At 59.3% G+C, this 22184-nt stretch carries 25 protein-coding genes; 14 read left to right on the top strand and 11 right to left on the bottom strand.

Annotated features, from left to right (window positions below):
• Nucleotides 1-57: 57 nt before the first annotated feature.
• Nucleotides 58-459 (bottom strand): DUF930 domain-containing protein, encoded by a 402-nt coding sequence (locus tag J2T09_RS10085; RefSeq protein ID WP_306833846.1) that lies wholly within the window; start codon nucleotides 457-459, stop codon nucleotides 58-60.
• A gap of 210 nt (nucleotides 460-669) precedes the next feature.
• Between J2T09_RS10085 and J2T09_RS10080 the strand changes: the two genes are divergently transcribed.
• The 4 genes from J2T09_RS10080 (at nucleotide 670) to J2T09_RS10065 (ending at nucleotide 3784) form a co-directional block, all read left to right on the top strand.
• A complete protein-coding gene (locus tag J2T09_RS10080) occupies nucleotides 670-924 on the top strand; it encodes a hypothetical protein (protein ID WP_306833844.1) in 255 nt (84 codons plus the stop codon).
• Complete coding sequence (locus J2T09_RS10075; RefSeq protein WP_306833842.1) at nucleotides 921-1049, top strand: hypothetical protein; 129 nt, start codon at nucleotides 921-923, stop codon at nucleotides 1047-1049. Before J2T09_RS10080 ends, J2T09_RS10075 begins: the two co-directional genes overlap by 4 nt.
• Nucleotides 1050-1120: 71 nt before the next feature.
• Nucleotides 1121-3229 carry a S9 family peptidase gene (locus J2T09_RS10070; protein WP_306833840.1) on the top strand — a complete coding sequence of 703 codons (2109 nt, stop codon included), beginning with the start codon at nucleotides 1121-1123 and terminating at the stop codon, nucleotides 3227-3229.
• A 267-nt stretch (nucleotides 3230-3496) separates the two neighbouring features.
• The gene (locus J2T09_RS10065) at nucleotides 3497-3784 is read left to right on the top strand and encodes a hypothetical protein (RefSeq protein WP_306833838.1); all 288 of its coding nucleotides are present in this window, start codon (nucleotides 3497-3499) and stop codon (nucleotides 3782-3784) included.
• An 80-nt stretch (nucleotides 3785-3864) separates the two neighbouring features.
• Here the strand turns inward: J2T09_RS10065 and dmeF are convergent, their stop codons facing one another.
• Nucleotides 3865-4830 carry a CDF family Co(II)/Ni(II) efflux transporter DmeF gene (dmeF, locus tag J2T09_RS10060; RefSeq protein WP_306833836.1) on the bottom strand — a complete coding sequence of 322 codons (966 nt, stop codon included), beginning with the start codon at nucleotides 4828-4830 and terminating at the stop codon, nucleotides 3865-3867.
• A gap of 57 nt (nucleotides 4831-4887) precedes the next feature.
• Nucleotides 4888-5160, bottom strand: a complete 273-nt coding sequence (gene dmeR, locus J2T09_RS10055; protein WP_306833834.1) for a Ni(II)/Co(II)-sensing transcriptional repressor DmeR — start codon at nucleotides 5158-5160, stop codon at nucleotides 4888-4890.
• 299 nt (nucleotides 5161-5459) lie between these two features.
• Here dmeR and J2T09_RS10050 point away from each other — a divergent pair, with 299 nt between their 5' ends.
• Entirely contained in the window at nucleotides 5460-5591 is a 132-nt protein-coding gene (locus J2T09_RS10050) for a hypothetical protein (RefSeq protein WP_306833832.1), read from the top strand.
• A 79-nt stretch (nucleotides 5592-5670) separates the two neighbouring features.
• On the opposite strand, the gene J2T09_RS10045 is transcribed toward J2T09_RS10050, so the two are convergent.
• On the bottom strand, nucleotides 5671-5883 hold the full coding sequence (locus tag J2T09_RS10045) for a hypothetical protein (RefSeq protein ID WP_306833830.1): 213 nt from the start codon (nucleotides 5881-5883) through the stop codon (nucleotides 5671-5673).
• A gap of 517 nt (nucleotides 5884-6400) precedes the next feature.
• On the opposite strand from J2T09_RS10045, the gene J2T09_RS10040 reads away from it, so the two are divergent.
• The 3 genes from J2T09_RS10040 to J2T09_RS10030 are packed head-to-tail and all read left to right on the top strand — an operon-like array spanning nucleotide 6401 to nucleotide 7760.
• Entirely contained in the window at nucleotides 6401-6583 is a 183-nt protein-coding gene (locus J2T09_RS10040) for a hypothetical protein (RefSeq protein WP_306833828.1), read from the top strand.
• Nucleotides 6580-7197, top strand: a complete 618-nt coding sequence (locus tag J2T09_RS10035) for an energy-coupling factor transporter transmembrane component T (RefSeq protein WP_306833826.1) — start codon at nucleotides 6580-6582, stop codon at nucleotides 7195-7197. Before J2T09_RS10040 ends, J2T09_RS10035 begins: the two co-directional genes overlap by 4 nt.
• A 5-nt stretch (nucleotides 7198-7202) precedes the next feature.
• A complete protein-coding gene (locus J2T09_RS10030; protein ID WP_306833824.1) occupies nucleotides 7203-7760 on the top strand; it encodes a biotin transporter BioY in 558 nt (185 codons plus the stop codon).
• A 184-nt stretch (nucleotides 7761-7944) separates the two neighbouring features.
• Here J2T09_RS10030 and J2T09_RS10025 read toward each other — a convergent pair whose 3' ends face one another.
• Nucleotides 7945-8706, bottom strand: a complete 762-nt coding sequence (locus tag J2T09_RS10025; protein WP_306833913.1) for an IclR family transcriptional regulator domain-containing protein — start codon at nucleotides 8704-8706, stop codon at nucleotides 7945-7947.
• 117 nt (nucleotides 8707-8823) lie between these two features.
• Here J2T09_RS10025 and J2T09_RS10020 point away from each other — a divergent pair, with 117 nt between their 5' ends.
• From J2T09_RS10020 to pcaF, 3 genes are read left to right on the top strand one after another with little or no spacing between them, the layout of a single operon-like run.
• Nucleotides 8824-9561, top strand: coding sequence for a 3-oxoacid CoA-transferase subunit A (locus tag J2T09_RS10020; protein WP_306833821.1), 738 nt, complete (start codon nucleotides 8824-8826; stop codon nucleotides 9559-9561).
• The gene (locus J2T09_RS10015; RefSeq protein WP_306833818.1) at nucleotides 9558-10262 is read left to right on the top strand and encodes a CoA transferase subunit B; all 705 of its coding nucleotides are present in this window, start codon (nucleotides 9558-9560) and stop codon (nucleotides 10260-10262) included. Before J2T09_RS10020 ends, J2T09_RS10015 begins: the two co-directional genes overlap by 4 nt.
• An 11-nt stretch (nucleotides 10263-10273) precedes the next feature.
• Complete coding sequence (gene pcaF / locus J2T09_RS10010; protein ID WP_306833816.1) at nucleotides 10274-11479, top strand: 3-oxoadipyl-CoA thiolase; 1206 nt, start codon at nucleotides 10274-10276, stop codon at nucleotides 11477-11479.
• Between the two features lie 59 nt (nucleotides 11480-11538).
• Here the strand turns inward: pcaF and uxaC are convergent, their stop codons facing one another.
• From uxaC to J2T09_RS09980, 6 genes are all read right to left on the bottom strand, one after another.
• Complete coding sequence (uxaC, locus tag J2T09_RS10005) at nucleotides 11539-12945, bottom strand: glucuronate isomerase (protein ID WP_306833814.1); 1407 nt, start codon at nucleotides 12943-12945, stop codon at nucleotides 11539-11541.
• Between the two features lie 46 nt (nucleotides 12946-12991).
• Nucleotides 12992-14275, bottom strand: a complete 1284-nt coding sequence (locus J2T09_RS10000; RefSeq protein ID WP_306833812.1) for a Gfo/Idh/MocA family oxidoreductase — start codon at nucleotides 14273-14275, stop codon at nucleotides 12992-12994.
• Nucleotides 14276-14376: 101 nt separating this feature from the next.
• On the bottom strand, nucleotides 14377-15444 hold the full coding sequence (locus J2T09_RS09995; RefSeq protein ID WP_306833810.1) for an ABC transporter ATP-binding protein: 1068 nt from the start codon (nucleotides 15442-15444) through the stop codon (nucleotides 14377-14379).
• Between the two features lie 45 nt (nucleotides 15445-15489).
• Nucleotides 15490-16344 (bottom strand): carbohydrate ABC transporter permease, encoded by an 855-nt coding sequence (locus J2T09_RS09990; RefSeq protein ID WP_373458418.1) that lies wholly within the window; start codon nucleotides 16342-16344, stop codon nucleotides 15490-15492.
• Nucleotides 16345-16357: 13 nt separating this feature from the next.
• The gene (locus J2T09_RS09985; protein ID WP_373458411.1) at nucleotides 16358-17299 is read right to left on the bottom strand and encodes a carbohydrate ABC transporter permease; all 942 of its coding nucleotides are present in this window, start codon (nucleotides 17297-17299) and stop codon (nucleotides 16358-16360) included.
• Nucleotides 17299-18591: an ABC transporter substrate-binding protein gene (locus tag J2T09_RS09980; protein WP_306833808.1), complete on the bottom strand. Its 1293-nt coding sequence runs from the start codon at nucleotides 18589-18591 to the stop codon at nucleotides 17299-17301. The genes J2T09_RS09985 and J2T09_RS09980 overlap by 1 nt, the downstream gene beginning before the upstream one ends.
• Before the next feature lie 175 nt (nucleotides 18592-18766).
• Between J2T09_RS09980 and J2T09_RS09975 the strand changes: the two genes are divergently transcribed.
• From J2T09_RS09975 to J2T09_RS09965, 3 genes are all read left to right on the top strand, one after another.
• Nucleotides 18767-19687, top strand: a complete 921-nt coding sequence (locus J2T09_RS09975; protein WP_306833806.1) for a LysR family transcriptional regulator — start codon at nucleotides 18767-18769, stop codon at nucleotides 19685-19687.
• A gap of 146 nt (nucleotides 19688-19833) precedes the next feature.
• On the top strand, nucleotides 19834-20037 hold the full coding sequence (locus J2T09_RS09970; protein ID WP_142831178.1) for a cold-shock protein: 204 nt from the start codon (nucleotides 19834-19836) through the stop codon (nucleotides 20035-20037).
• A gap of 347 nt (nucleotides 20038-20384) precedes the next feature.
• Nucleotides 20385-22178 carry a ribonucleoside triphosphate reductase gene (locus J2T09_RS09965; RefSeq protein ID WP_306833801.1) on the top strand — a complete coding sequence of 598 codons (1794 nt, stop codon included), beginning with the start codon at nucleotides 20385-20387 and terminating at the stop codon, nucleotides 22176-22178.
• Nucleotides 22179-22184 lie beyond the last annotated feature (6 nt).

Here is a 22184-nt window from a genome sequence, read left to right as displayed (position 1 = left end):
CGGATCGCCCCATAGAATGGGGCGGCCGATATCACTTGTTATCAGCCTCCCACGAGATCAGTCGTAAAGATACAGGCGATCCCATTCGCTGCGTGGGATCTTGTCACCGATCTTGTAATCGAAGGAAACGATGCTCAATCCCTTGTCGCCTGTGCGGCAGCGGAATTTCAGCTTGTACCAATCTCCGGCACTGCGAAACACCGCACCCGGCGCTTTCAGGTCATCGCCCTTCTCGATCAGGTCCGCCCGCGTGTAGGCGATCACCTTGTCCGGACGGTAGACACCGGATTCCTTGGCAATACGCGCCATGGCTTCCATGTCGCAGCGCTGCTCACGCCTTTCCTGCGGGTCGAGGGCATTCAACTGCCGCTGTATACTGCTGTCTATGGCATGGGCCGGCAAGACGGAGGCTGAACCGGCTATCACCAGCCCGGCCAACAGGGACGTTATGGGTTTCATGTCGCTCCGCGGATCTGACTCGAGGTGGCGCGAAACTAGAAGATGGGTCGAAAATTGACCACCTATCAGAACGCGAAACGAGACAATGTGAACAATGGATGAGGCAAGCATCGAATGAGTGCCAACCGAACACGATGAATTTGTTATTTATTTGTCTCCTTGTGCCGAGCCGAATAGACTGACGTGGCAACGGATGATCAGCGAGGCGATATGGAACAGACCGAAGCGTTCACGCTGTCGGATGCGGAAAAAGAGCAGACCAAACTGCGCGCAACCTTTCTCAACAATATCGGCATCGGCGTGATGCTCATCGGCGTTTTCACGCCGATCGCCCGCATTGCCTATGAGGGTACGGGCACATCCAATGGCCTGTTCTGGCTGGTCGGCTCACCCATTGCTTGCTTTATTCTCAGTCTGATCCTACATTTGGGTGCAATGAAGATACTCGAAAGGTTGAGGACATGATGGAAAACCTGATCCTTCTCCTGACGCCGATCGTCGGCGTATCCTGCGTTGCCGCTTTTGTCTTCTGGCAAAACGAACGCGATGCCGCGCTTCGCAAGGCCCGCGCGACGCACAAGAAGAAGTAAGCTCACCGGCTTGCGCCACAGCAAGCCTCCGCCTATCTCTGGCACTCCCTATTCATACACGGAGTGTTTCCTTGGCCGCCTCCCCGAATTCGCTTTTCGCCAATCTTCCCGCAGCCCCGATCGCCGCCAGGAAGCCGGTGTCCGATACGCATCACGGCATCACCCGGACTGACGATTATGCCTGGCTGCGCGCCGATAACTGGCAGGCGATGTTCAAGGATCCGAGCCTGCTCGATCCGGAGATCCGCAAACATCTGGAAGCCGAAAACGCCTATATGGAAGCTGCTCTCGGCGACACGGCGGACCTGCAGAAGGCCCTGTTTGCCGAAATGCGCGGGCGCATCAAGGAAGATGACAGTTCCATTCCGATGAAGGATGGCCCGTTCGCCTACGGCTCGCTTTTTGTGACCGGTGGCGAACAGCCGCATTATTTCCGCACACCGCGCGATGGCGGCGAAAAACAGACGCTGCTGAACGGCGACAGGGAAGCCGAAGGCAAGGACTATTTTCGTCTCGCCGGCATCGACCATACGACCGACCATAGCCACGGCATCTGGGGTTATGACGACAAGGGGTCGGAATATTTCACGCTGCGCATCCGCAACCTGACGACCGGCGAGGATCTCGAGGACATTCTCGAAAACACCGCCGGCGGCGGCGTCTGGGCGCCGGATGGCAAGAGCTTTTTCTACACACTGCAGGACGAGAACCATCGCCCGTCCAAGGTTTTCCACCACATCGTCGGCCAGAAACAATCGGAAGATCGGCTGGTATTCGAGGAGACGGATCCGGGCTTCTTCATGGGCGTCGGCGGCTCGCTGCTGGATGATTTCATCTATATCGACATCCATGACCACGAGACCTCGGAATACCGCCTGATCCCGACTTCCGACCTGCTGGCCGAGCCGAAACTCGTGGCCGAGCGCGAGGAAGGCATCGAATATGCGATGACCGAAGGCGGCGATGTCTTTTACATCCTCACCAACGATGGCGACGCCAAGGATTTCAAGATCGTCGAGGCGCCTGCTTCGGCTCCGACCAAGGAAAACTGGAAGGAAATCGTGCCGCATCAGCCGGGCCGGCTGATCATTTCGCACATGGCCTATGCCCGCCACCTCATCTGGTTGCAGCGGAAGGACGGCCTGCCGCAGATCGTCATCCGCGATCGCCAGTCCGGCGAGGAACATGCGATCGCCTTTGATGAAGAAGCCTATTCGCTCGGCCTCTCGGGTGCGGCCGAATACGAAACGGACACGATCCGCTTCTCCTATTCGTCCATGACCACGCCGACACAGCTTTTCGATTACAACATGGTGACGCGCGAGCGCACGCTGCTGAAAACGCAGGAAGTGCCGTCCGGTCACAACCCGGACGACTATGTCACCCGCCGTGTGATGGCGCCGGCGCATGATGGCGAACTGGTGCCCGTCTCGCTTCTCTACAAGAAGGGGACGCCGCTGGACGGTACGTCGCCTTGCCTGCTTTACGCTTATGGCGCTTACGGCATCACGATCCCCGCCTCTTTCTCGACCAATGCGCTGTCGCTGGCCGATCGCGGCATTGTTTACGCCATCGCCCATATCCGTGGCGGCAAGGACAAGGGTTTTGCCTGGTACGAAAACGGCAAGATGGAATTCAAGCAGAACACGTTCAAGGATTTCATCTCGGCCGCCGATCATCTCGTCTCGACCGGCTTCACGTCCTATGACCGGATCATCGCCGAAGGCGGATCTGCGGGCGGCATGCTGATGGGTGCGATCACAAACATGGCACCGGAAAAATTTGCCGGCATCATCGCCGCCGTGCCTTTTGTCGACGTGCTGACCACGATGCTGGACGACACGCTGCCGCTGACCCCGCCGGAATGGCCCGAATGGGGCAACCCGATCGAGTCGGAAGAGGAATATCGCTGGATCGCCGCCTACTCCCCCTATGACAATGTCACGGGACGCGCCTATCCGCCGATCCTCGCCATCTCCGGCCTCACCGACCCTCGCGTCACCTATTGGGAACCGACCAAATGGGTGGCGAAGCTGCGCGAGCACACGACAGGCACTGCGCCCATTCTTTTGAAGACCAACATGGCGGCCGGACATGGCGGCAAGTCGGGGCGTTTCCAGCGACTGGAAGAGATCGCCTTCGAATACGCCTTTGCCATCAAGGTCGCGGCTAAGATGTAACCAAGCCATGCGGGCGTCGTGTCTGGCGCCCGCATATTTGGATCGATGACCGTGGCCGCCTGATTCTGTTTGCGCGCGAGCTCGCGTGTCTCCGCAACCGCATCTATGCACGTGTGCTGAATTGTGCATTGCACGTTTTTCGCGATCCAAAACGCGAAAAACGCCGGAAATCCGCACTTTTCAATTTCGCATCCGCTAAAACGCAAGCTCCGCGCAAGGTTCCCACATTAACGATTGGTTAACGGAACCAGAAACGGAACAGACCGCATGAAGATCGATAGCGGACTGAGCGGATATGGCTACTCCCACCGGTCATACGATATAGACCGCACGACCGAGGAAGTGCCGCAACGAGAAACGGAAGCGCGCCAGCGCTCTGCCTTTGCGCTCACGGGCAGCAGCACACTTCTCTCCCAATCGCTTGCCAGTGCTCTCTGGGCCGTCGAAGGCAGCAGCGATTATGATGATGGTGGCAACGGGCCGCAGTTCTCGGTGGCTGCGCCATCCATAGAATGGGTGGAAGGCGCCTATCAGGAATTTACCGACTTCAATTGATTGTCGGTGGAAACACAGCACTCACGAGGGTGAAAGTGTGTCGCGATTGGCGGATCGCGGCACACTTTTGTCTGTCCGGATCAGGCCTGCGGAGACACTTCCACGGTCACGTGTGAAAGCCCGGCCATGGCCTGCAATTTCGCTTTGTAGAACGCGGGCGAATGCGGCTGCGGTGTCGTGATCGCAATGATCGCGGCATGATGACCCGGACCAACCTGCCAGATGTGCAGATCGGTGATGCGGTCGCCATCCATCTCCACACGCTCGCGAATTTCCTTCGACATCGCTTTGGCCTGCGGCAAGGCATCGAGGAGCACGCCTGACGTCACGCGGACGAGGCCCCAGGACCAGCGCGCAATCACCAGGCCACCGACGACACCCATGATCGGATCGAGCCAGTTCCAGCCGTAAAGATTGCCCAGCACCAGCGCCACGATGGCCAGAACCGAGGTCAGCGCATCGGCGAGCACATGCAGATAGGCGGCGTGCAGATTGTTGTCCTTTGCATGCGCATGGGTGCCATGGCCGTGATGATCGTGCGCTTCGTGGCCATGGTGGTGTCCGTGATCGTGAGCACCGCCATGATGCGAATGATCATCCTTCAGCAGCCATGCGCTGAGAAGATTGACCGCCAGTCCGAGCACCGCCACGAGAATCGCCTGGCTGAAATCGATGGCGACCGGATTGGCCAGGCGCATCACGCTTTCCCAAGCGATCAGAAGCGCGATCAGGCCGAGCACGATGGCGCTGGCGAAACCGGCGAGATCCCCCAGCTTTCCGGTGCCGAAGGTGAACTGGCGATTGCGCGCCTGCTTGCGCGCGACAAGATAGGCGACGGCCGCAATCAGCATGGCGCCGGCATGGGTCGACATGTGCCATCCGTCTGCCAGAAGCGCCATCGAGCCAAATACCGTGCCGGCGACGATCTCGCCGATCATCATCACTGTCGTGAGCGCGATGACCAGCCAGACACGCCGCTCGTTACGATCGTGATCCTGCCCCAGAAAGACATGGTCGTGTTCCTGTGTGTCCATAGAAAGGGACATTGGATTTCCTCTTGCCTGTTTGGTCGCCGATCCTGCGCGACCCTCGCATTGCACGTGTCAGCGAATGTATGTCCTGAGCGCTTCCGCCAGTTCGTCCACCGCGGCAGCGCGCTCCTTGTCGTTTTCGGCATGCAACACGTGTTCACGAAGATGATCTTCCATGACCTCACCGGTCAGGCCGGACAGGGCGCCGCGGATCGAGGCCAGTTGCTGCAGAATTTGCCCGCATGGCGCTTCAGCCTCGAGCGCGCGCTCGACAGCTTCCATCTGTCCTTTCATCCGGCGCACCCGCGCCAGAAGTTTTGCCTGTTCCCGAATGGTGTGCGACATGCCAACTCCATTAGTATAGGGGGGTACCCTATCCTGAACGGAAACGCAGAACAAGAGAGACCAAGGAAAGAAGGGCTCCGTATTGGCGCCCTTCGGCAAAATTCACCAGAGGTTGGAAAGCCCCGCAAGGAGAGCGGCAGCCAGCGTTACACCGCCAAGCAGAAGCAATGCGCGCAAGCCTGCACCTATACCAGGCGGAGGGCCGAACGATCAGGTGCCGGGCACGCCCGAGACCGATCGGCCTTAAGAGGGTCGGACACGATCACGCCATCCGGCACACAGCAGACGGCTCCGGGCTGATGATCACTTTCGAATATCGCGAAATGCACGGCGGAGGCACGATCGCGAAAAATGCCTCCCACGAGACCGTCACGATCATCAACGATCCAGCGGCCATTTTCATCACGGCCGACCGTGAAACGCACGCCTGAGACGGCACCGGCAATATCATGCTTCAGGGCTTTGCCCATCGACATATCCTTCCTTTGAAATGGCTTGATTGGCTGGCGCTCACTGCGCCAGCGTACGCAGGGCAGCAACCGCAATTCCGGTCAGGACCAGAACGACTGCAAGGCGAAAAAATGCCTGCCAATCTGCTTGCCCGACACCGGACGCTGTGCCTTCAGGCGCTGCCACAGCCGCCGCATCACGCATCACCGGCGCATGCCGGCGTCGCGCGTGATGATATCCATACTGATGAGAGGCCGGATGGCCTGCTGCCATTCTATCGTGCATCCTGTGCTCCATGTCGCACAACCATCTCCGCTCTCGCGTGGTGTGCAGTCGGGAAGGTACTGATCGGCCTCTAGGTTTTCGATTGGGAGGCCGGCATGAAAAGATAAACACGCCATAGGAATAGGGTGGAGCGGGCATATGAAATCCGCGCACCAAAACCCAGAGCATTTCCGGCTCAAATCGAAACGCTCTGCCCGATCAGGTTTTCGGCAGTGCCATGGCGATTTATTGCGTCATTTGCAGCAGCCGACATCGTGTGTTGCACGCTCTCGCATCAGAGCGCGCAGTGACTTCTGCCGAAGATACTGAGCAGACGCTGTTTGTCTGAGTGCCTGGGCAACTGCAGACATGCATCGATCTCGCCAACGTTGACATGGCGGCCCTTTATTGGAATAGAGCGGCGAAAGACCGGCCATCTTTCGGGCAAGAGCAGAGTTAGCCTTGAGCCTTAACCTAGCCAATCTCTCAGATCGAAGCAGGATTGTTTCGTGGTCAGGGGCTGAACATGCATACTCAATTTGACCATGCTGAATCGGCCTATGCAGGCTGCGCGGCTCTGAAGCCCTTGAAGGTCCAACGCATAGTCATCCCCGGTGAGCCGACCAATCAGCAGAGCCTGGAGAACCGAAATCGTGCCGACGGGACGGACGAAGCCATCACCGCCGCCAATCTGGCGATGGCGTCATGATACATATCACCGACAACAGTAGCGGGCCTCTCCATCGCGTGCCAACCACGGCGAAACTCCTGTCGCTGCTTATCCTTAGTGTCCTGCTTTTCGCGACCACGTCTGCGCTGTTCCTGTTGGCACTGGCTGGATGCATACTGGCGGTCGCTCTGATTTGCAGCCGGGCGGCACTCGCACAGTGGCTGATGGCTTGGACCCTGCTATTCACCATTGCGGTGGTCGTGACGTGGACTTGGGTTTCAAGCGGCCTTGAGGCGGCAATCGTGGTTTTGCTGCGGCTCAGCGCGTTGAGCCTCTTCGCCACAATCGTAACCGCCACGACGACCATCGGCCAGTTCATTGACACGATCACTGCCTTGGCACGACCTCTCGAGCGCATTGGCCTTGCCAACGCTCGGGACATTGGCCTTGCAATAGGCCTTGTGGTCCGGTTCATCCCCGAAGTGCAATCTCGTTACGCCGCCATAGCAGATGCGCACCGGGCAAGGGGCCTGAAGATGCGTATCGCGACAGTCGTAGTTCCAGTTATCATTGGCACCATTCTCAGTGCCGATGAGATCGCCAACGCCATAGACGCCCGAAGCATTCGCGCGCAAAACGCCAAAAGAGATTGAAAACCTTGTCCACCCGCTCACTCGTGCTCATCGCTCTGTTCACCGCGATCATTGTCGTCCTCGGCCTCGTCCCGCCGATCATGCTGGGATTTTTCCCGGTGCCCATACTCGTGCAAAGCCTCGGCGTCATTCTGGCAGGTATCGTGCTCGGTGCCCGGGGCGGCGCGTTCTCCGTTTTGCTCCTGCTAACCCTGGTGGCAATCGGGTTGCCGGTGCTCTCAGGCGGCCGTGGCGGCCTGGCAGTCTTCGTCGGCCCGACCGCCGGTTACCTGATTGGATTCCTCCCTCAGGCTTTTGTCTCCGGCTGGATAGCCGACAAGGTCGTCGCGAAAAACGTCACAGGCTGGAAACTATACGCCGGCTTGTTTTTTGGTGGTGTAGTGGGCGTGTTGATTAACCATGCGCTGGGGATCACATGGTTGGCGAACTTTGTTGGCTTGTCGTTAGCGGATGCGGTGATTGGCAACATGATTTTCGTACCCGGCGACCTCGCCAAAGCTGCTATTGCAGCCTATGTGGGACATTTGGTTTCGAAAAATCTTGGCACCCGGGCGCGGGGCTAGCCCCCTCGGTTGATGCCGGTATCGTCATTGGCCGCGCATTGGATCTTGAAGCCAAAAGTGCGTCCCGCCACCAGATCATGACCTGCGTGACGCCATGATATCCGGGTTTGCAACCACCCGGCATTTCAGCGGTCGTCCTGCGTCGTTTGCATGCTCCGACCGCCGATAATACCTTCATCAGGTCCTACCCGGGAAGACCGCTCAACTCGCGCTGCACGTTGAGCAATGCCGGAAGATAACGATCGACGACCGCGTCGATCGTTTCATCGGCGACAGCCAAACCGACATTCACGGCGGCAACAACTTGTCCCCGCATTCCGAACAGCGGTACGGCAAGCGAACGAAGCCCCAATTCGACCTCCTGATCAATCACGGCATAACCAAGAGCGCGAACCCGGCTGAGCTCATTCTCAATCGCTTCGACATCGGTAATGGTCTTGCTCGTCCGAGGCACCAACCGGTCCATCATGAGGAAACGTCTTGCATCTTCGGATGGCAGTGCCGCCAGCATCACGCGCCCCATGGATGTGCAGTAGGCGGGCAGACGAGACCCCGGCATCAGTGTAATCGACATGACCCTTCGCTGGGCGGCGCGCGCCACATAAACGATCTCAGTGCCATCGAGAATGGATACGGAAGAACTCTGTGAGATCTCCTCCGAAAGCCGGTCAAGCCATGGCTGCACGATCCGCGGCAACGGCATGGTCGCAAGGCAGGCTGTACCAAGTCTCAACACCCTCGGAGTGACGGTGAAGAACTTTCCATCATAAGCGCAATAACCGAGATCCGCCAAGGTCAGCAGGCATCGCCTCGTTGTCGCTCGATCAAGCCCGGCGATATCCGCCGCTTCGGAAATGCTCAGACGTGGATGATCGGCGGTGAAAGCCTCGATCACGCGTAAACCTTTGGCTAAGCCCCCCATCGTATCACGAGCCTTGATATCCATCGCCTCATCCTTTGTGCGATATTCGAACAAATTATAAATATCGCACATATTCATTGCTGTCCAATTTGTCGCGCTCTATCTGTGGGTCGGGAATGCAGGGCCTTGGTGGAGGAAGTCATGGACAAGACAGTCAGGAGCTTGGCAGATGCCGTCTGCGAGATCGATGACGGCGCGGTGGTGATGATCGGCGGCTTCGGCGGATCCGGTGCTCCGATCGAACTGATCCACGCCTTGATCGACAAACGTCCGACCGGGCTGACCGTCATCAACAACAATGCAGGCAATGGCAGGATCGGCATTGCTGCCATGATCGACGCCGGCATGGTTGCCAAGATGATCTGCTCATTTCCGCGCTCTTCCGATCCCCGCGCATTCACCGATCGGTATCTCGCCGGAAAGATCGAGCTGGAGCTTGTTCCGCAGGGCACGCTTGCCGAACGTATTCGCGCCGGCGGCGCCGGAATTCCGGCTTTCTACACGCCGACCGCCTATGGCACCGAACTGGCCGAGGGCAAGCCGATCGCCGAATTCGACGGCCGTCATTATGTTCAGGAACGCTGGCTGAAGGCGGATTTCGCTCTGGTGAAGGCTGAACTCGGGGATAGCCACGGCAATCTCACCTATCGCAAGGCCGGCCGCAACTTCAATCCGCTGATGTGCATGGCCGCTCGCCGCACCTTCGCCCAGGTTTCGAGGATCGTTGAGCCCGGCATGATCGATCCGGAACAGGTGATCACGCCCGGCATCTTCGTGAACGGGGTTGTTGAAGTCACCGCCCCTGCCCAGGAGGAGGAATTGATCCGCGCAGGCAGGTTCTATGAAGGCGGCATCTACGCCGAGGGAGCAAACGCATGACCACCGATACGCTTGCCTTGAACACGCGCGATGACATCAAGCTCTCCAACGCGCAGATCGCCTGGCGTGCAGCTCAGGACATTGCCGACGGCGCCTATGTCAATCTCGGCATCGGCTTTCCGGAAATGGTTGCCCGGTATCAGCCGCCGGGCCGTCAGGCTGTTTTCCACACCGAGAACGGCGTTCTCGATTTCGGCGAGCCACCGGCCGCCGGTGAGGAAGATTGGGACCTGATCAACGCCGGCAAGAAAGCCGTAACGCTGAAGCCGGGCGCAGCCTTCTTCCACCATGCCGACAGTTTTGCCATGGTGCGTGGCGGTCATCTCGATGTCGCGATCCTTGGCGCTTATCAAGTGGCTGAGAATGGCGACCTTGCCAATTGGCGGGTCGGCTCAAAGGGCGTGCCGGCCGTTGGAGGCGCCATGGATCTGGTTCATGGCGCAAAGCAGGTGTTTGTCATCACCGAGCACGTGACGAAGGACGGCAAACCGAAACTGGTCGACACATGCACTTTTCCGCTGACCGGTGTCGGCTGCATCACCCGGGTTTATACCAGTCATGCCGTGATCGACATTGCCGATGGCCGTTTTGTCGTGCGCGAAAAACTCGCTGCGATGAGCCTCGAGGAATTGCAGGCGATGACCGGAGCTCCACTGCATGTGAACGGCACGATCACCGATCTCGTTGTTCCAACGCTTTGAGGAGGCACGATATGACGGAAGCCTTTATTTGCGATTATATTCGCACCCCGATCGGCCGTTTCGGCGGCTCGCTGTCTTCCGTGCGCGCCGATGATCTCGGCGCCATTCCGCTCAAGGCCCTGATGGAACGCAATGCCGCTGTTGACTGGCAAGCGGTCGATGACGTCATCTTCGGCTGCGCCAATCAGGCGGGTGAGGATAACCGCAATGTCGCCCGCATGTCGCTTCTGCTCGCCGGCCTGCCGGTTTCGGTGACGGGGACGACGATCAACCGCCTTTGCGGCTCGGGCATGGACGCCGTGATCGCGGCCGCGCGGGCCATAAAGGCAGGTGAAGCCGATCTCATGATCGCGGGCGGCGTCGAAAGCATGAGCCGCGCGCCCTTCGTCATGCCGAAGGCCGAGACGGCGTTTTCACGCAGTGCCGAGATTTACGACACCACGATCGGCTGGCGTTTCGTCAATCCGCTGATGAAGAAGCAATACGGCATCGATTCCATGCCGGAAACGGGCGACAATGTCGCGCTGGACTATCACATCTCGCGAGAAGATCAGGACGCCTTTGCCATGCGTTCTCAGGCAAAAGCAGCCGCGGCTCAGGAAAATGGCCGGCTTGCCCGCGAAATCACGCCCGTCGTGGTGCCGCAACGCAAGGGCGATCCGGTGCTCGTCTCCCGCGACGAGCATCCGCGCGCGACAAGCATGGAAGCGCTTGCCAAGCTAAAGCCCGTCAACAAGATCGAGGGCGGCACGGTGACGGCCGGCAATGCCTCTGGCGTCAATGATGGCGCCGCCGCACTGATCATCGCATCAGAAGCTGCAGCAAGGAAACATGGCCTCACCCCGATTGCGCGCATTCTCGGTGGCGCAACGGCCGGGGTGCCGCCGCGGATCATGGGTTTCGGGCCGGCCCCCGCCTCAAAAAAACTGCTGGCCCGGCTGGGCATGACACAGAGCGATTTCGATATCATCGAGTTGAACGAAGCCTTTGCCAGCCAGGGCTTGGCAAGCCTGCGCGACCTCGGCATTGCGGATAACGATGAACGCGTGAACCGCAATGGCGGCGCCATCGCACTTGGACATCCCCTAGGCATGTCGGGTGCTCGCATCACCGGCACCGCGGCACTCGAATTGCAGTTGTCCGGCGGGCGATATTCATTGTCCACGATGTGCATCGGCGTCGGCCAGGGTATTGCGATCGCTCTGGAACGCACCTGACACATCGCCGCCGACACTCATTACACAACCATCATGGAAATCCGGCTTTAACCGCGCCCCTACAACCTGTAGGCACTTTTCGCCAGTCCATAGGCAAGATCATGGGCAAGCTCGCCGGCTTCATCTTCGGCAAGGCTGCCCGAGGCCACAAGGTTGGCGAGATAAGCGCAATCCACACGCCTTGCGACATCATGCCGGGCCGGGATCGAGCAGAAGGCGCGGGTATCGTCGTTGAACCCGACAGTGTTGTAGAAACCGGCCGTTTCGGTGACCGCTTCGCGATAACGCCGCATGCCCTCCGGACTGTCGTAGAACCACCATGCCGGTCCGATGCGCAGGCTCGGATAGGCGCCGGCCAGCGGTGCGAGTTCCCGCGAATAGGAGGTCTCGTCGAGCGTGAACAGGATGACCGTCAGGTCTGGCCGCATGCCGACCGCGTCCAGCATCGGCTTGAGGGCGGTGACATAATCGGTACGGCCGGGAATATCGAACCCCTTGTCGCGCCCGAACTTCGCCATCACCTCGCCCGAATGGTTGCGCCGCGAACCCGGATGGATCTGCAGGACAAGCCCGTCCTCGATGCTCATCCGCGCCATCTCGGTCAGCATCTGCCCGCGAAAAGCATCCGCTTCGGCGGGCGTGCAGGCTCCGCGCAACGCCTTCTGGAACAGCGCGGCCGCCTCGTCCTGCGGCAGATTTTCTGTGCGTGCGGAGGCGTGGCCGTGATCTGAAGACGTCGCGCCATATTCCTTGAAGAAGGCGCGACGCGCACGGTGCGCGTCGAGATATCCGCCCCATGTCGCTGTATCGAAGCCGGTCTGCTCGCCCATAAGCATAATATTTTCAGCAAAACCGGCCATTTCCGGATCGACGACATTGTCCGGGCGGTAGGCCGTCACGACCCGTCCGTCCCAGCCGCTGTCACGGATCATTTTGTGCCAGCGCAGATCGTCGGTTGCCGCTTCGGTCGTGGCGATCGCCTCGATGTTGAAGCGCTTGAACAGAGCGCGCGGGCGGTATTCCGGCTTAGACAGGCAATCGGCGATATGATCGTAATACCAGTCGGCCGTCTCCGCATTCAATCGCCGGTCTATGCCAAAGACCTCCTGGAAGGAGTGGTCCAGCCAGAGCCGCGATGGCGTGCCGCGAAAGAGATGGTAGTTTTGTGCGAACAGTTTCCAGATCTTTCGCCCGTCTGTTTCGACAGGCCCGCCATCGGCGCGCGGCACGCCGAGATCAGTCATGCTGATCCCCTGCGACACCAGCATGCGGAACACGTAATGGTCCGGCGTGACGATCAGCTGCGCCGGATCCGGAAACGCCGCATCCTCCGCATACCAGCGCGGATCGGTATGCCCGTGCGGGCTGATGATCGGCAGGTCGCGCACCTGTTCGTAAAGCGCGCGCGCCAGCCGTCGCGGACGCTCCTCTGTCGGCAACAGACGGTCTTCATCAAGCAGTTTCATGGCCACTCTCTCCCTGGATTTGCGGCGAATGTTTCGTCAACACCGGTCAGAGGTCAACCATATCAGCGACTTCGACCGGCAGGCCGGTCTGGAAAGAGCGGTTGGCGGCAAGGCCGGTGAGGATCGACATGGCGCCATCGCGGAAATCCGCAGCAAAGGCAGCGCCTGAATTCGCACCGCCAAAGATATCCGCCAGCATGCGATTGTCACCGCCGCCATGACCGCCCTCGCCCATCACCACCGGCACGACGCGTGGCTCGCCATGCAGCGGGAAATGATAGAGCTGGATGCCCTTCGCAGCACCCTCTTCTTCGGAGGAACCGCCGGCATTGATGTAGGAAGTCTCGCGCACCATCAGCTCGATACGGCCCTTCGAGCCGTTGAAGGCGACGTTGAAACCTTCCCATGGCGCGTAGGTGTTGAGCGAATAGGTCATGACCGCGCGGTTCCTGTAGCGCACCATGACCTGCATCGTATCCTCGATGCTGATGCCGTCGCCAAAAACGTTCTGGTCGCGCTGGTAACCGTCTTCATGCTCGGCATCCCAATAGAGCGCCTTCTGCACCGGGCTTTCGGTGAGATCGATGGCAAATGGATCGGCCTTGGCAGCCTGAACTTCGGTCGTGCGGGTATAAGGCGTGAACAGGCCACGTTCCTCGGCATTGGCGCGGCCGTAGAAACGCAGGTCGCCCATGCCGAACACGGTCTGCGGCTGGCTCTGCAGCCAGAAATTCACGAGGTCGAAATGGTGGGTGGACTTGTGCACCATCAGGCCGCCGCTGTTGCGCTTGTCGCGATGCCAGCGCCGGAAATAATCGGCACCATGCTTGGTATCGAGCAGCCACTCGAAATGCACGGAAAACACCTCGCCGATACCGCCCGAGGCGATGATGTCGTGAACCGCGGCGTTGTGCGGTGCGTAACGGTAGTTGAAGGTCACCCGTACCGAACGGCCGGTGCGCTTGGCGGTATCGATGATCTGCTGGCATTTGACGACATCCGTCGTCATCGGCTTTTCGGTGATGACGTCGCGCCCGGCTTCGAGTGCTGCGATGATGTAGATATGATGCGTCCGGTCGATCGAGGTGACGATCACCACATCGGCGCCGGTCTCGTCGAGCATGCGGCCAAAATCTTCGGCCTTGTAGGTCGGCAACGGCTTGAGGCCGAACTCGTCGACCAGCACCTTGTTGGTGTAATCCATACGGGTCTGGTTGGTATCGCACAGCGCCACCAGTTCGCCATGCTCGCGGTAATCGCGGGCAATGGCCTCGTAGAACATGCGGGCGCGCGCACCGGTCCCGACAAGGACGTATTTCTTTTTGGTCATCGAATATCTCCTCTTCCGTTCACGCCAAACCGTTCCGATCGACGATGCCGATCCGGCGGAACCACACGTTTCTGATCAGTTCACGAGAAGGGCGCAGCACCTCAGCGGAGCAAGGCGCGGCCCTCGGTATCGAACAGGTGACAATTCTTACGCTCGATCCGCAATGCGACACGATCGCCCGAGCGGCACGGCTGCTGGCCGGACAGCATGACCGTCATCGTTTCCTCCTGAAAGGGTGGCAGAACATGGAGCACGGTGCTGCCGCCAAGATGTTCGACCAGTTCCACCCTTGCCTCACCGATAACCTGCCCCGGACCATCGCCGATATCGATATGTTCCGGCCGGATGCCAAGCGTCAGCTTGCCGCTTGCATGCTGCCGGCCGGTTTCGATCCGCACGCCATTCAGCGTGACGGCCGTGCCGTCTGCCGCCTCGACCGCGACAAAGTTCATCTTGGGTGAGCCGATGAAACCGGCGACGAACTGGTTGGCCGGGTTATTATAGAGTTCCAGCGGCGAACCCGCCTGCATGACCTTGCCGGCCTTCAGCACGACGATCTGGTCCGCCATGGTCATCGCCTCGACCTGATCATGGGTGACATAGATCATCGTGTTGCCGAGCCGCTCGTGCAGCTTGGTGATTTCGACACGCATCTGCACGCGAAGCTCGGCGTCGAGATTGGAGAGCGGCTCATCGAACAGGAAGATCTTTGGGTCGCGGACGATGGAGCGACCGATCGCCACACGCTGCCGCTGGCCGCCGGACAGGGCCTTCGGCTTGCGCTGGAGGTAATCGGTGATCTGCAGGGTCGCGGCAGCCTCGCGCACGCGCCGATCGATTTCCTCGCGTTTGTAGCCTGCTGTTTCCAGCCCGAAGGCGAGGTTCTTGTAGACGCTCATATGCGGATAAAGCGCATAGGACTGGAACACCATGGCGATGCCGCGCTTCGAAGCCGCCACATCGTTCATGCGGTCGCCATCGATCAGAAGATCGCCGCCCGAGATCGTTTCCAGCCCGGCGATCATACGCAAAAGCGTGGATTTGCCGCAGCCGGAGGGGCCGACGAAGACCGTGAATGCCCCCGGCTTGATCTCGAGATCGATGCCCCTGATGACATCCAGTGCGCCGAAACGTTTTTCGACCTTGTTGAGTGTGATTGTCGTTACCATTCGCGTATCCAAACTTCAGCCGCCAAAGGGCTGACCAAAAAGGTTTCAGCGTTTCATGCCGGTCGTGGCGATGCCTTCGATCAGCAGACGCTGGAAAAACAGGAAGATCAGGAAGATCGGCACCAGCGACAGGACCGACATGGCAAACAGCTCGTTCCAGCTGGACGTGCCGCTGGAGTCGATGAACGAGCGCAGGCCGAGCTGGACCGTGTAGTTGCGCATCTCGCTGATATAGATCAGCGGCCCGAAGAAATCCTCCCAGGTCCAGATGAACGAGAAGATCGCAGCCGTTGCCAGAACCGGCATGGAAAGCGGCAGGATGATTTTCCAGTAGATGCGCCATGCGCTGCAGCCGTCCATGCGTGCCGCCTCATCCAGTTCCTTCGGGATGCCCCGGAAAAACTGCACCATCAGGAAGATAAAGAAGGCATCCACGGCAAAGTATTTCGGCAGGATCAGAGGCCACCACGTGTTGACCCAGTCGAGACTGCGAAACAGCACATATTGCGGGATGAGAGTGACGTGATAGGGCAGCATCAACGTGCCGAGCATCAACGCGAACCAGAAACCGCGCCCCCAGAACTCAAGCCGTGCAAAGGCATAGGCGACAAGCGACGCGGCGAGCACGTTGCCGATCGTCGCCAGCACGGCAATGATCAGCGAGTTCAGGAAAAACTGGCCAAAGTTGATCTGCAGCCCGAACCAGCCGTTGGAATAGGCCTCGACCGTGACCTGCGAGGGTATGAGACCCGCATCACCGCCGAACAGTTCCGAGGCCGGACGTAGCGAACCGGACAACATCCACAGGATGGGATAGATCATCACGAAGCAAATCGCGATCAGGACGACGTGTCGAACGGTGCCCGTCAGTCGCGGATGGCTGGAGCCGTGCCCCGGCATTTGCTGCACAGCATCAGTCATCGTAATGCACCCAGTATTTTGTCGTCAGGAAGGAAAAGGCAGTGAACACGGCGATGATCGCCACCAGCACCCAGGCCAGCGCCGAGGCGTAGCCCATGCGGAAATAGCTGAAACCTTCCTGATAGAGATAAAGCGTATAAAACAGCGTCGAATTGATCGGTCCGCCCGAGCCGCCGGAGATGACGAAGGCCGGCGTGAAGGCCTTGAAGGCCTCGATCACCTGGATCACCAGATTGAAGAAGATCACCGGCGACAGAAGTGGCAGCGTAATGCGCCAGAACTGCCGTGCGGGCGATGCGCCGTCGAGACTTGCAGCCTCGTACATGTCGGTAGGGATCTGCCGCAGGCCAGCCAGAAAGATGATCATCGGCGAACCGAACTGCCAGACGGACAGGACGACCAGCGTATAGATCGAGTAATTCGGGTTGGAGATCCAGCTCGGGCCGATGATGCCGAACTGCGCCAGAATGCCGTTGACCATGCCATCGGCGGCAAAAAGCTGGCGCCACAGGACGGCTATAGCAACCGACGTGCCGAGCAGCGAAGGCAGATAGAAGATCGCCCGGTAGACCGGCAGGCCACGCATGCCGCGGTTCAGCACCATGGCCACGGCCAGCGCAAAAGCCAGCTTCAGCGGCACGGAGAAGACGACATAGATCAGCGTCACCTTCATCGAGGCCGCGAATTTCGGATCGGCGGTCACCATGCGCACATAGTTCTGGGCGCCGATAAATTCCGGTGCATTCAGCAGGTCGAACCGTGTGAAGGACAGATAGAGCGATGCGAGCGCCGGCCCCAGCGTCAGGCAGAAGAAACCGATCAGCCAGGGCGAGAGAAACAGATACCCCGCACCGTTGCGCCGGATCGCCGTCATGAAGCGGCCTTCCGGTCGCCTCAAGCTCTGCGTTTCATGTGTATGAGCAACAGCCATCATCAGCCACGCTTCAGGATGGCGGATGCTTCATCGACCAGATTGGCGCCGGCCTGTTCGGGCGTCACGGCGTCGAACGAGGCTTCCTGACTGATACGGATGAGCACGTCGTTGATTTCACCCGCACCGCGCGGCGGTGCCGGCGGCAGGGGGCCAACCAGGGGCGTGATCGCCGACACGAGTTCGACAACCTTGCGAGCATTCGGGTTGAGATCCGCCATGATCGCATCACGAATGGCGGGAGACGCCGGAACGCCGCGGTCGAGACCGAGGATCTTGGCACCTTCCGGTTCGGCAATCAGGAAGTTGATCAGTTTTGCCGTTGCCTCAGCGTTCTTGGAGCTTGAGGAAATCGCAAACAACTGCGATGGCTTCAGATACTGGCCGGGCTTTCCGCCGTCCTGAACAGGGCTACCGGTGGCTGTCAGTTCGAAGGGCACAAGCTTCTGGCAGCCTTCGAACTGGTTGGAATGCACGAAATCGGTGGCCGAGCGGCCATTGACGATCGGCGAGGTCTCCGGCGACTGCTTATAGAGCGCCTGCACGTCTGCGGCGACGCAACTGCCGGCGCTGCGCATCTCTGCCCAATAGGTGAACCAGCGGCCGGCATCGGCAGCGTCATAGGCGAGCGTGCCGTCGGGGTTATAGAGCGCTTTGCCCTGCGTGCGCAGCCAGATTTCGAACAGCGTTTCCTGACCGCTGCCATCCGCCGTGGCGCTGAGGCGCTTGTTCTTGTTGCCCTTGCCGAAGGCCGCGCATTTTTCGGCGAAACCTTCCCAAGTGGTCTTCAGATCCGGCGGCGTAGCGCCCGCTTCACCCCATGCCTTGGCGTCGAAAACCAGCGCGAAAGCGTTGACGCCGACATTGCCGCCGTAAAGCTTGCCATCGACGGAGCAGCTGTCGAGATTGACCTTGCCGAAATCCTCGAGCTTCAGCTGATTGCCGAGATATTCGTCCAGCGGCCGGATCGCGCCACGACGGGCGTATTCGAACATGTAACGATAATCCATCTGGATGAAATCCGGCGCATTGCCACCGGCAACCTGCGTGGCGAGGCGCGCCCAGTAATCATCCCAGCCCATGAATTCGGCCTGGATCGCGGTCTGCGGGTTGGCCTTTTTGAACAGCTCGATGGCAGCATTGGTGCGCCGCGCCCGTTCATCGCCACCCCACCAGATCATGCGCACATTGGCGGCATCCTGAGCAGCAGCGCGGCCACTGGAAAACAATGGCAGGCTCGCGGCCGCCAAACCGGCGCCGAGGAACCGACGCCGACCAATCTGGATCTTATTCATGTCATCCTCCCGAGACGATATCAGCCCCGTTCGCCTTGCAAACGAGCCGGTTTATGCCAGCCCGACTCCTCCTCGAGTGCGCTTGCACGGGAAAGACTAGCCATCACGAGACATATGGACAAATATAAAATTTCAGCCCAATCATAAAGATCCTTTATGGTTTGGGAGGACCTGAATGGACAAGGCACTGGAACAGTTCGCGGCTGTGGCAGACGCGGGATCGTTCATGGCGGCAGCCGAAATACTGCATATTTCGCAGCCTGCGCTGAGCTACAACATCAAACGGCTGGAACAATCGCTGGGGGTCGATCTGTTCATCCGGTCGGTCCGCGGGGTTCAGCTGACACCCTATGGCGAGACGCTTTACAACAGCGCGCTGTTCATGAGCCGGCTGCATTCCAACGCACTGGCCACGATTGCCCGGCAGAAGGCCGAGCTCGAAGAAGGCATCAGCATCGGCACCGGTTATTCGACCTGGATCCTGCTGCTCAAGGACTTTGTGATCGAGCATTTCAAGGCGCATCCGGCAGCACCTATCAATGTCAGCATCGGCAACATGATGCGCTGCATGGACCAGCTGATCGCTGGTGACATTGCCCTTTTCATGGGGCACCGGATCGACCATCTCAAGCCAGGGCTTGCCGTGGATTTCATTCCGCTGGGACTGGCAACCGACGGCTATTTCGTTCGAGAGGGGCATCCGCTGCTCGAACGCGCCCATTCGATCGACGAGGTGCGGGTCTTTCCGACAACGATGGCCAATCCGACGGATGCCCGGCAAAAACGCCTGACGTCGGGCGCCGGAGCGCAAAATCTCGATGGCATCGGTCATGCCTTTGCCTGCAATTCCATGGATGCCTGCATCAGCTTCGCGCTCAACACCGATGCCGTGCTGATACATAGCGACGTGCTGCGGGACTATTTCATCAAGCAGGGCCTGCGAGAGGTGAAGATCGATCCGCCGAGCCCGCGGCGCCAAGCGGTGATGGGGTTCTACGTTCTGCCCGACGGACGCACTAAGCCGAAAATCCAGGAGATCATCCGGTCGATATCAAGGCGCGCGGAAGCAGCAGGCCTGTTTCCTCCGGCCACCTGATGCGCCCGTTTCATCGCGAAAGCTCCAGCGAGTAGCTTTTTGTGGCCAGTTTTCGCCTGCGAACATGCAGACATGGTCAAAGATACTTGTGAGTATCGGTGTAGGACGCTATCACGGCGGAGTCGTATTCATTCAACGAGGACATTATGGCAACAGGTACGGTTAAATTCTTCGCTCAGGACAAGGGCTTCGGCTTCATCACTCCGGACAACGGTGGCCCGGACGTTTTCGTCCACATTTCCGCTGTCGGCTTCGGCGGCGCGCTGCAGGATGGCCAGAAGGTCAGCTACGACGTTGGCCAGGATCGCAAGACCGGCAAGTCGAAGGCTGAGAACGTAACCGTTCTCTGATCGTCTATTTCAGGGCTCCACAAGGATTGTGGAGCCCTGAAACATCACACTCTGCACCCCGCTTAACCGAGAGGCGCATCTGGTGCATTGGAGTGTTCAAGGCGGTCGACATCACCGCCGATAATCATCACACGTCACCATCCATTCTCTTCATTCCAGGGGCTGCAGCTCTTAGCGGGCAGCAAAACGTGTGCGGTGTTTTTTGATGACGTCCTGCCGCCCTCACCCGTCCATGGGTGCGACGATTGCGCCCTGCGCGGTTTGATCTGCCTCAAAGACGAAACCACCATAAATCGCGCTTTTGGGTGAATTCATACACTATATGTTGATTCACGAGAGGGCGAGCGGTGGAGCCGGAAAACAACAATGACGATCGTTTAACGCGGGTTGCCGCGCCGCTGGACTACAGACCCGCGCGGACCGAAGATACCCCCGGCATTTCCATCGATCCGATTTCGACAATCGACGAATATCTCGGGCGGGCCGACTGGCGCGTGAACGCCAATGCCAATCAGGGTTATTCTCTGGGCGGCCTGATTCTCAATGTGTCGGGTAAGGTCGTCGCCAATTACTGGCTGTCGCATGTCTATCCGGATGCGGTCGGGCAGACGCATCGCGATGGTGATTTTCATATCCACGATCTCGACATGCTGGCCGGATATTGCGCCGGCTGGTCGCTGCGCATGCTGTTGTCCGAAGGCTTGAACGGCGTTGCCGGCAAGGTGGAGGCGGGTCCGCCGCGGCATATGTCGAGCGCGATCGGCCAGATCGTCAATTTCCTCGGCACTCTGCAGAATGAATGGGCCGGCGCGCAGGCCTTCAGTTCCTTCGATACCTATATGGCGCCCTATGTGCGCGCGGACCGGCTTACCTATCCGCAGGTGCTGCAATGCATGCAGGAGCTTATCTACAATCTCAACGTTCCCTCCCGCTGGGGCACGCAGACGCCATTCACCAACCTGACGTTCGACTGGGTCTGCCCGGATGACCTGCGTGATCAGGTGCCCGTCATCGCCGACAAGGCGATGGATTTCACCTATGGCGACTTGCAGGTGGAAATGGACATGATCAACCGCGCCTATATGGAAGTGATGGCGGCCGGTGACGGCAAGGGGCGGGTTTTCACCTTCCCGATCCCGACCTACAACATCACGCCGGATTTCCCATGGGAAAGCGAGAATGCCGAGCGCCTGTTTGCACTGACGGCGAAATACGGCCTTCCCTATTTCCAGAACTTTCTCAATTCCGAACTGCAGCCCAACATGGTGCGCTCCATGTGCTGCCGTCTGCAACTCGATCTCAGCGAATTGCTGAAGCGCGGCAACGGGCTTTTCGGCAGCGCCGAACAGACCGGCTCGCTCGGTGTGGTCACCATCAACTGCGCCCGGCTCGGTTATCTCTTCAAGGGTGATGAGCCGGCGCTGCTGAACCGGCTCGACCGGCTTCTCGATCTCGGCCGCGACAGCCTCGAGATCAAGCGCATTGTCGTGCAGAAACTGATCGACGACGGTCTCCTGCCCTATACGAAGCGTTATCTCGGCACGCTCGACAACCATTTTTCCACGCTCGGGGTCAACGGCATCAACGAGATGATCCGCAATTTCACCTCGGATGCGCATGACATTACCAGCGAATGGGGCCATGCCTTTGCCCTGCGGCTGCTCGATCATATCCGGGCGCGCATTGTCCAATTTCAGGAAGAAACCTGCCACCTCTACAATCTCGAAGCCACACCGGCGGAGGGCACGACCTATCGTTTTGCCCGCGAGGATGCCAAACGCTACGACGACATCCTGCAGGCGGGCACGGCGGATGCGCCCTATTACACCAATTCCAGCCAGCTTCCCGCCGGCTTCACCTCGGATGCCTTCGAAGCGCTGACGCGACAGGACGATCTGCAGCGCAAATATACCGGCGGCACCGTGCTGCATCTCTATATGGGCACGAAACTGTCCTCGGCCGACGCCTGCCGCAAGCTGGTGCGCCGGTCACTCGAAAACTTCCGCCTCCCCTATATCACCGTCACCCCGACATTCTCGATCTGCCCCAAACACGGTTATCTCGCAGGCGAACACGAGTTCTGCCCGAAATGCGACGCCGACCTGATCGCCCGCCAGACGCTCAACAAAACCGCACACTGAAAGGAA

Origin of the sequence: Neorhizobium huautlense (assembly GCF_030811685.1) — a bacterium.
In the GTDB taxonomy this organism is placed as follows: domain Bacteria; phylum Pseudomonadota; class Alphaproteobacteria; order Rhizobiales; family Rhizobiaceae; genus Neorhizobium; species Neorhizobium huautlense_A.
Note: the sequence above shows the minus strand (reverse complement) of the source record. Positions and strands in the feature narration are given on the sequence as shown.

Coding starts and splice junctions, on each gene's coding strand:
- J2T09_RS09990 (WP_373458418.1), bottom strand. CDS start 16,344: ATGCCGGGGCACGGCTCCAGCCATCCGCGACTGACGGGCACCGTTCGA.
- J2T09_RS10015 (WP_306833818.1), top strand. CDS start 9,558: ATGACCACCGATACGCTTGCCTTGAACACGCGCGATGACATCAAGCTC.
- J2T09_RS09980 (WP_306833808.1), bottom strand. CDS start 18,591: ATGAATAAGATCCAGATTGGTCGGCGTCGGTTCCTCGGCGCCGGTTTG.
- J2T09_RS10045 (WP_306833830.1), bottom strand. CDS start 5,883: ATGGCAGCAGGCCATCCGGCCTCTCATCAGTATGGATATCATCACGCG.
- J2T09_RS10080 (WP_306833844.1), top strand. CDS start 670: ATGGAACAGACCGAAGCGTTCACGCTGTCGGATGCGGAAAAAGAGCAG.
- J2T09_RS09985 (WP_373458411.1), bottom strand. CDS start 17,299: ATGATGGCTGTTGCTCATACACATGAAACGCAGAGCTTGAGGCGACCG.
- J2T09_RS10020 (WP_306833821.1), top strand. CDS start 8,824: ATGGACAAGACAGTCAGGAGCTTGGCAGATGCCGTCTGCGAGATCGAT.
- dmeR (WP_306833834.1), bottom strand. CDS start 5,160: ATGTCGCACACCATTCGGGAACAGGCAAAACTTCTGGCGCGGGTGCGC.
- J2T09_RS10065 (WP_306833838.1), top strand. CDS start 3,497: ATGAAGATCGATAGCGGACTGAGCGGATATGGCTACTCCCACCGGTCA.
- J2T09_RS09995 (WP_306833810.1), bottom strand. CDS start 15,444: ATGGTAACGACAATCACACTCAACAAGGTCGAAAAACGTTTCGGCGCA.
- pcaF (WP_306833816.1), top strand. CDS start 10,274: ATGACGGAAGCCTTTATTTGCGATTATATTCGCACCCCGATCGGCCGT.
- J2T09_RS10050 (WP_306833832.1), top strand. CDS start 5,460: ATGATCACTTTCGAATATCGCGAAATGCACGGCGGAGGCACGATCGCG.
- uxaC (WP_306833814.1), bottom strand. CDS start 12,945: ATGAAACTGCTTGATGAAGACCGTCTGTTGCCGACAGAGGAGCGTCCG.
- J2T09_RS09970 (WP_142831178.1), top strand. CDS start 19,834: ATGGCAACAGGTACGGTTAAATTCTTCGCTCAGGACAAGGGCTTCGGC.
- dmeF (WP_306833836.1), bottom strand. CDS start 4,830: ATGTCCCTTTCTATGGACACACAGGAACACGACCATGTCTTTCTGGGG.
- J2T09_RS10025 (WP_306833913.1), bottom strand. CDS start 8,706: ATGGATATCAAGGCTCGTGATACGATGGGGGGCTTAGCCAAAGGTTTA.
- J2T09_RS09975 (WP_306833806.1), top strand. CDS start 18,767: ATGGACAAGGCACTGGAACAGTTCGCGGCTGTGGCAGACGCGGGATCG.
- J2T09_RS10085 (WP_306833846.1), bottom strand. CDS start 459: ATGAAACCCATAACGTCCCTGTTGGCCGGGCTGGTGATAGCCGGTTCA.
- J2T09_RS10000 (WP_306833812.1), bottom strand. CDS start 14,275: ATGACCAAAAAGAAATACGTCCTTGTCGGGACCGGTGCGCGCGCCCGC.
- J2T09_RS10075 (WP_306833842.1), top strand. CDS start 921: ATGATGGAAAACCTGATCCTTCTCCTGACGCCGATCGTCGGCGTATCC.
- J2T09_RS10035 (WP_306833826.1), top strand. CDS start 6,580: ATGATACATATCACCGACAACAGTAGCGGGCCTCTCCATCGCGTGCCA.
- J2T09_RS10040 (WP_306833828.1), top strand. CDS start 6,401: ATGCATACTCAATTTGACCATGCTGAATCGGCCTATGCAGGCTGCGCG.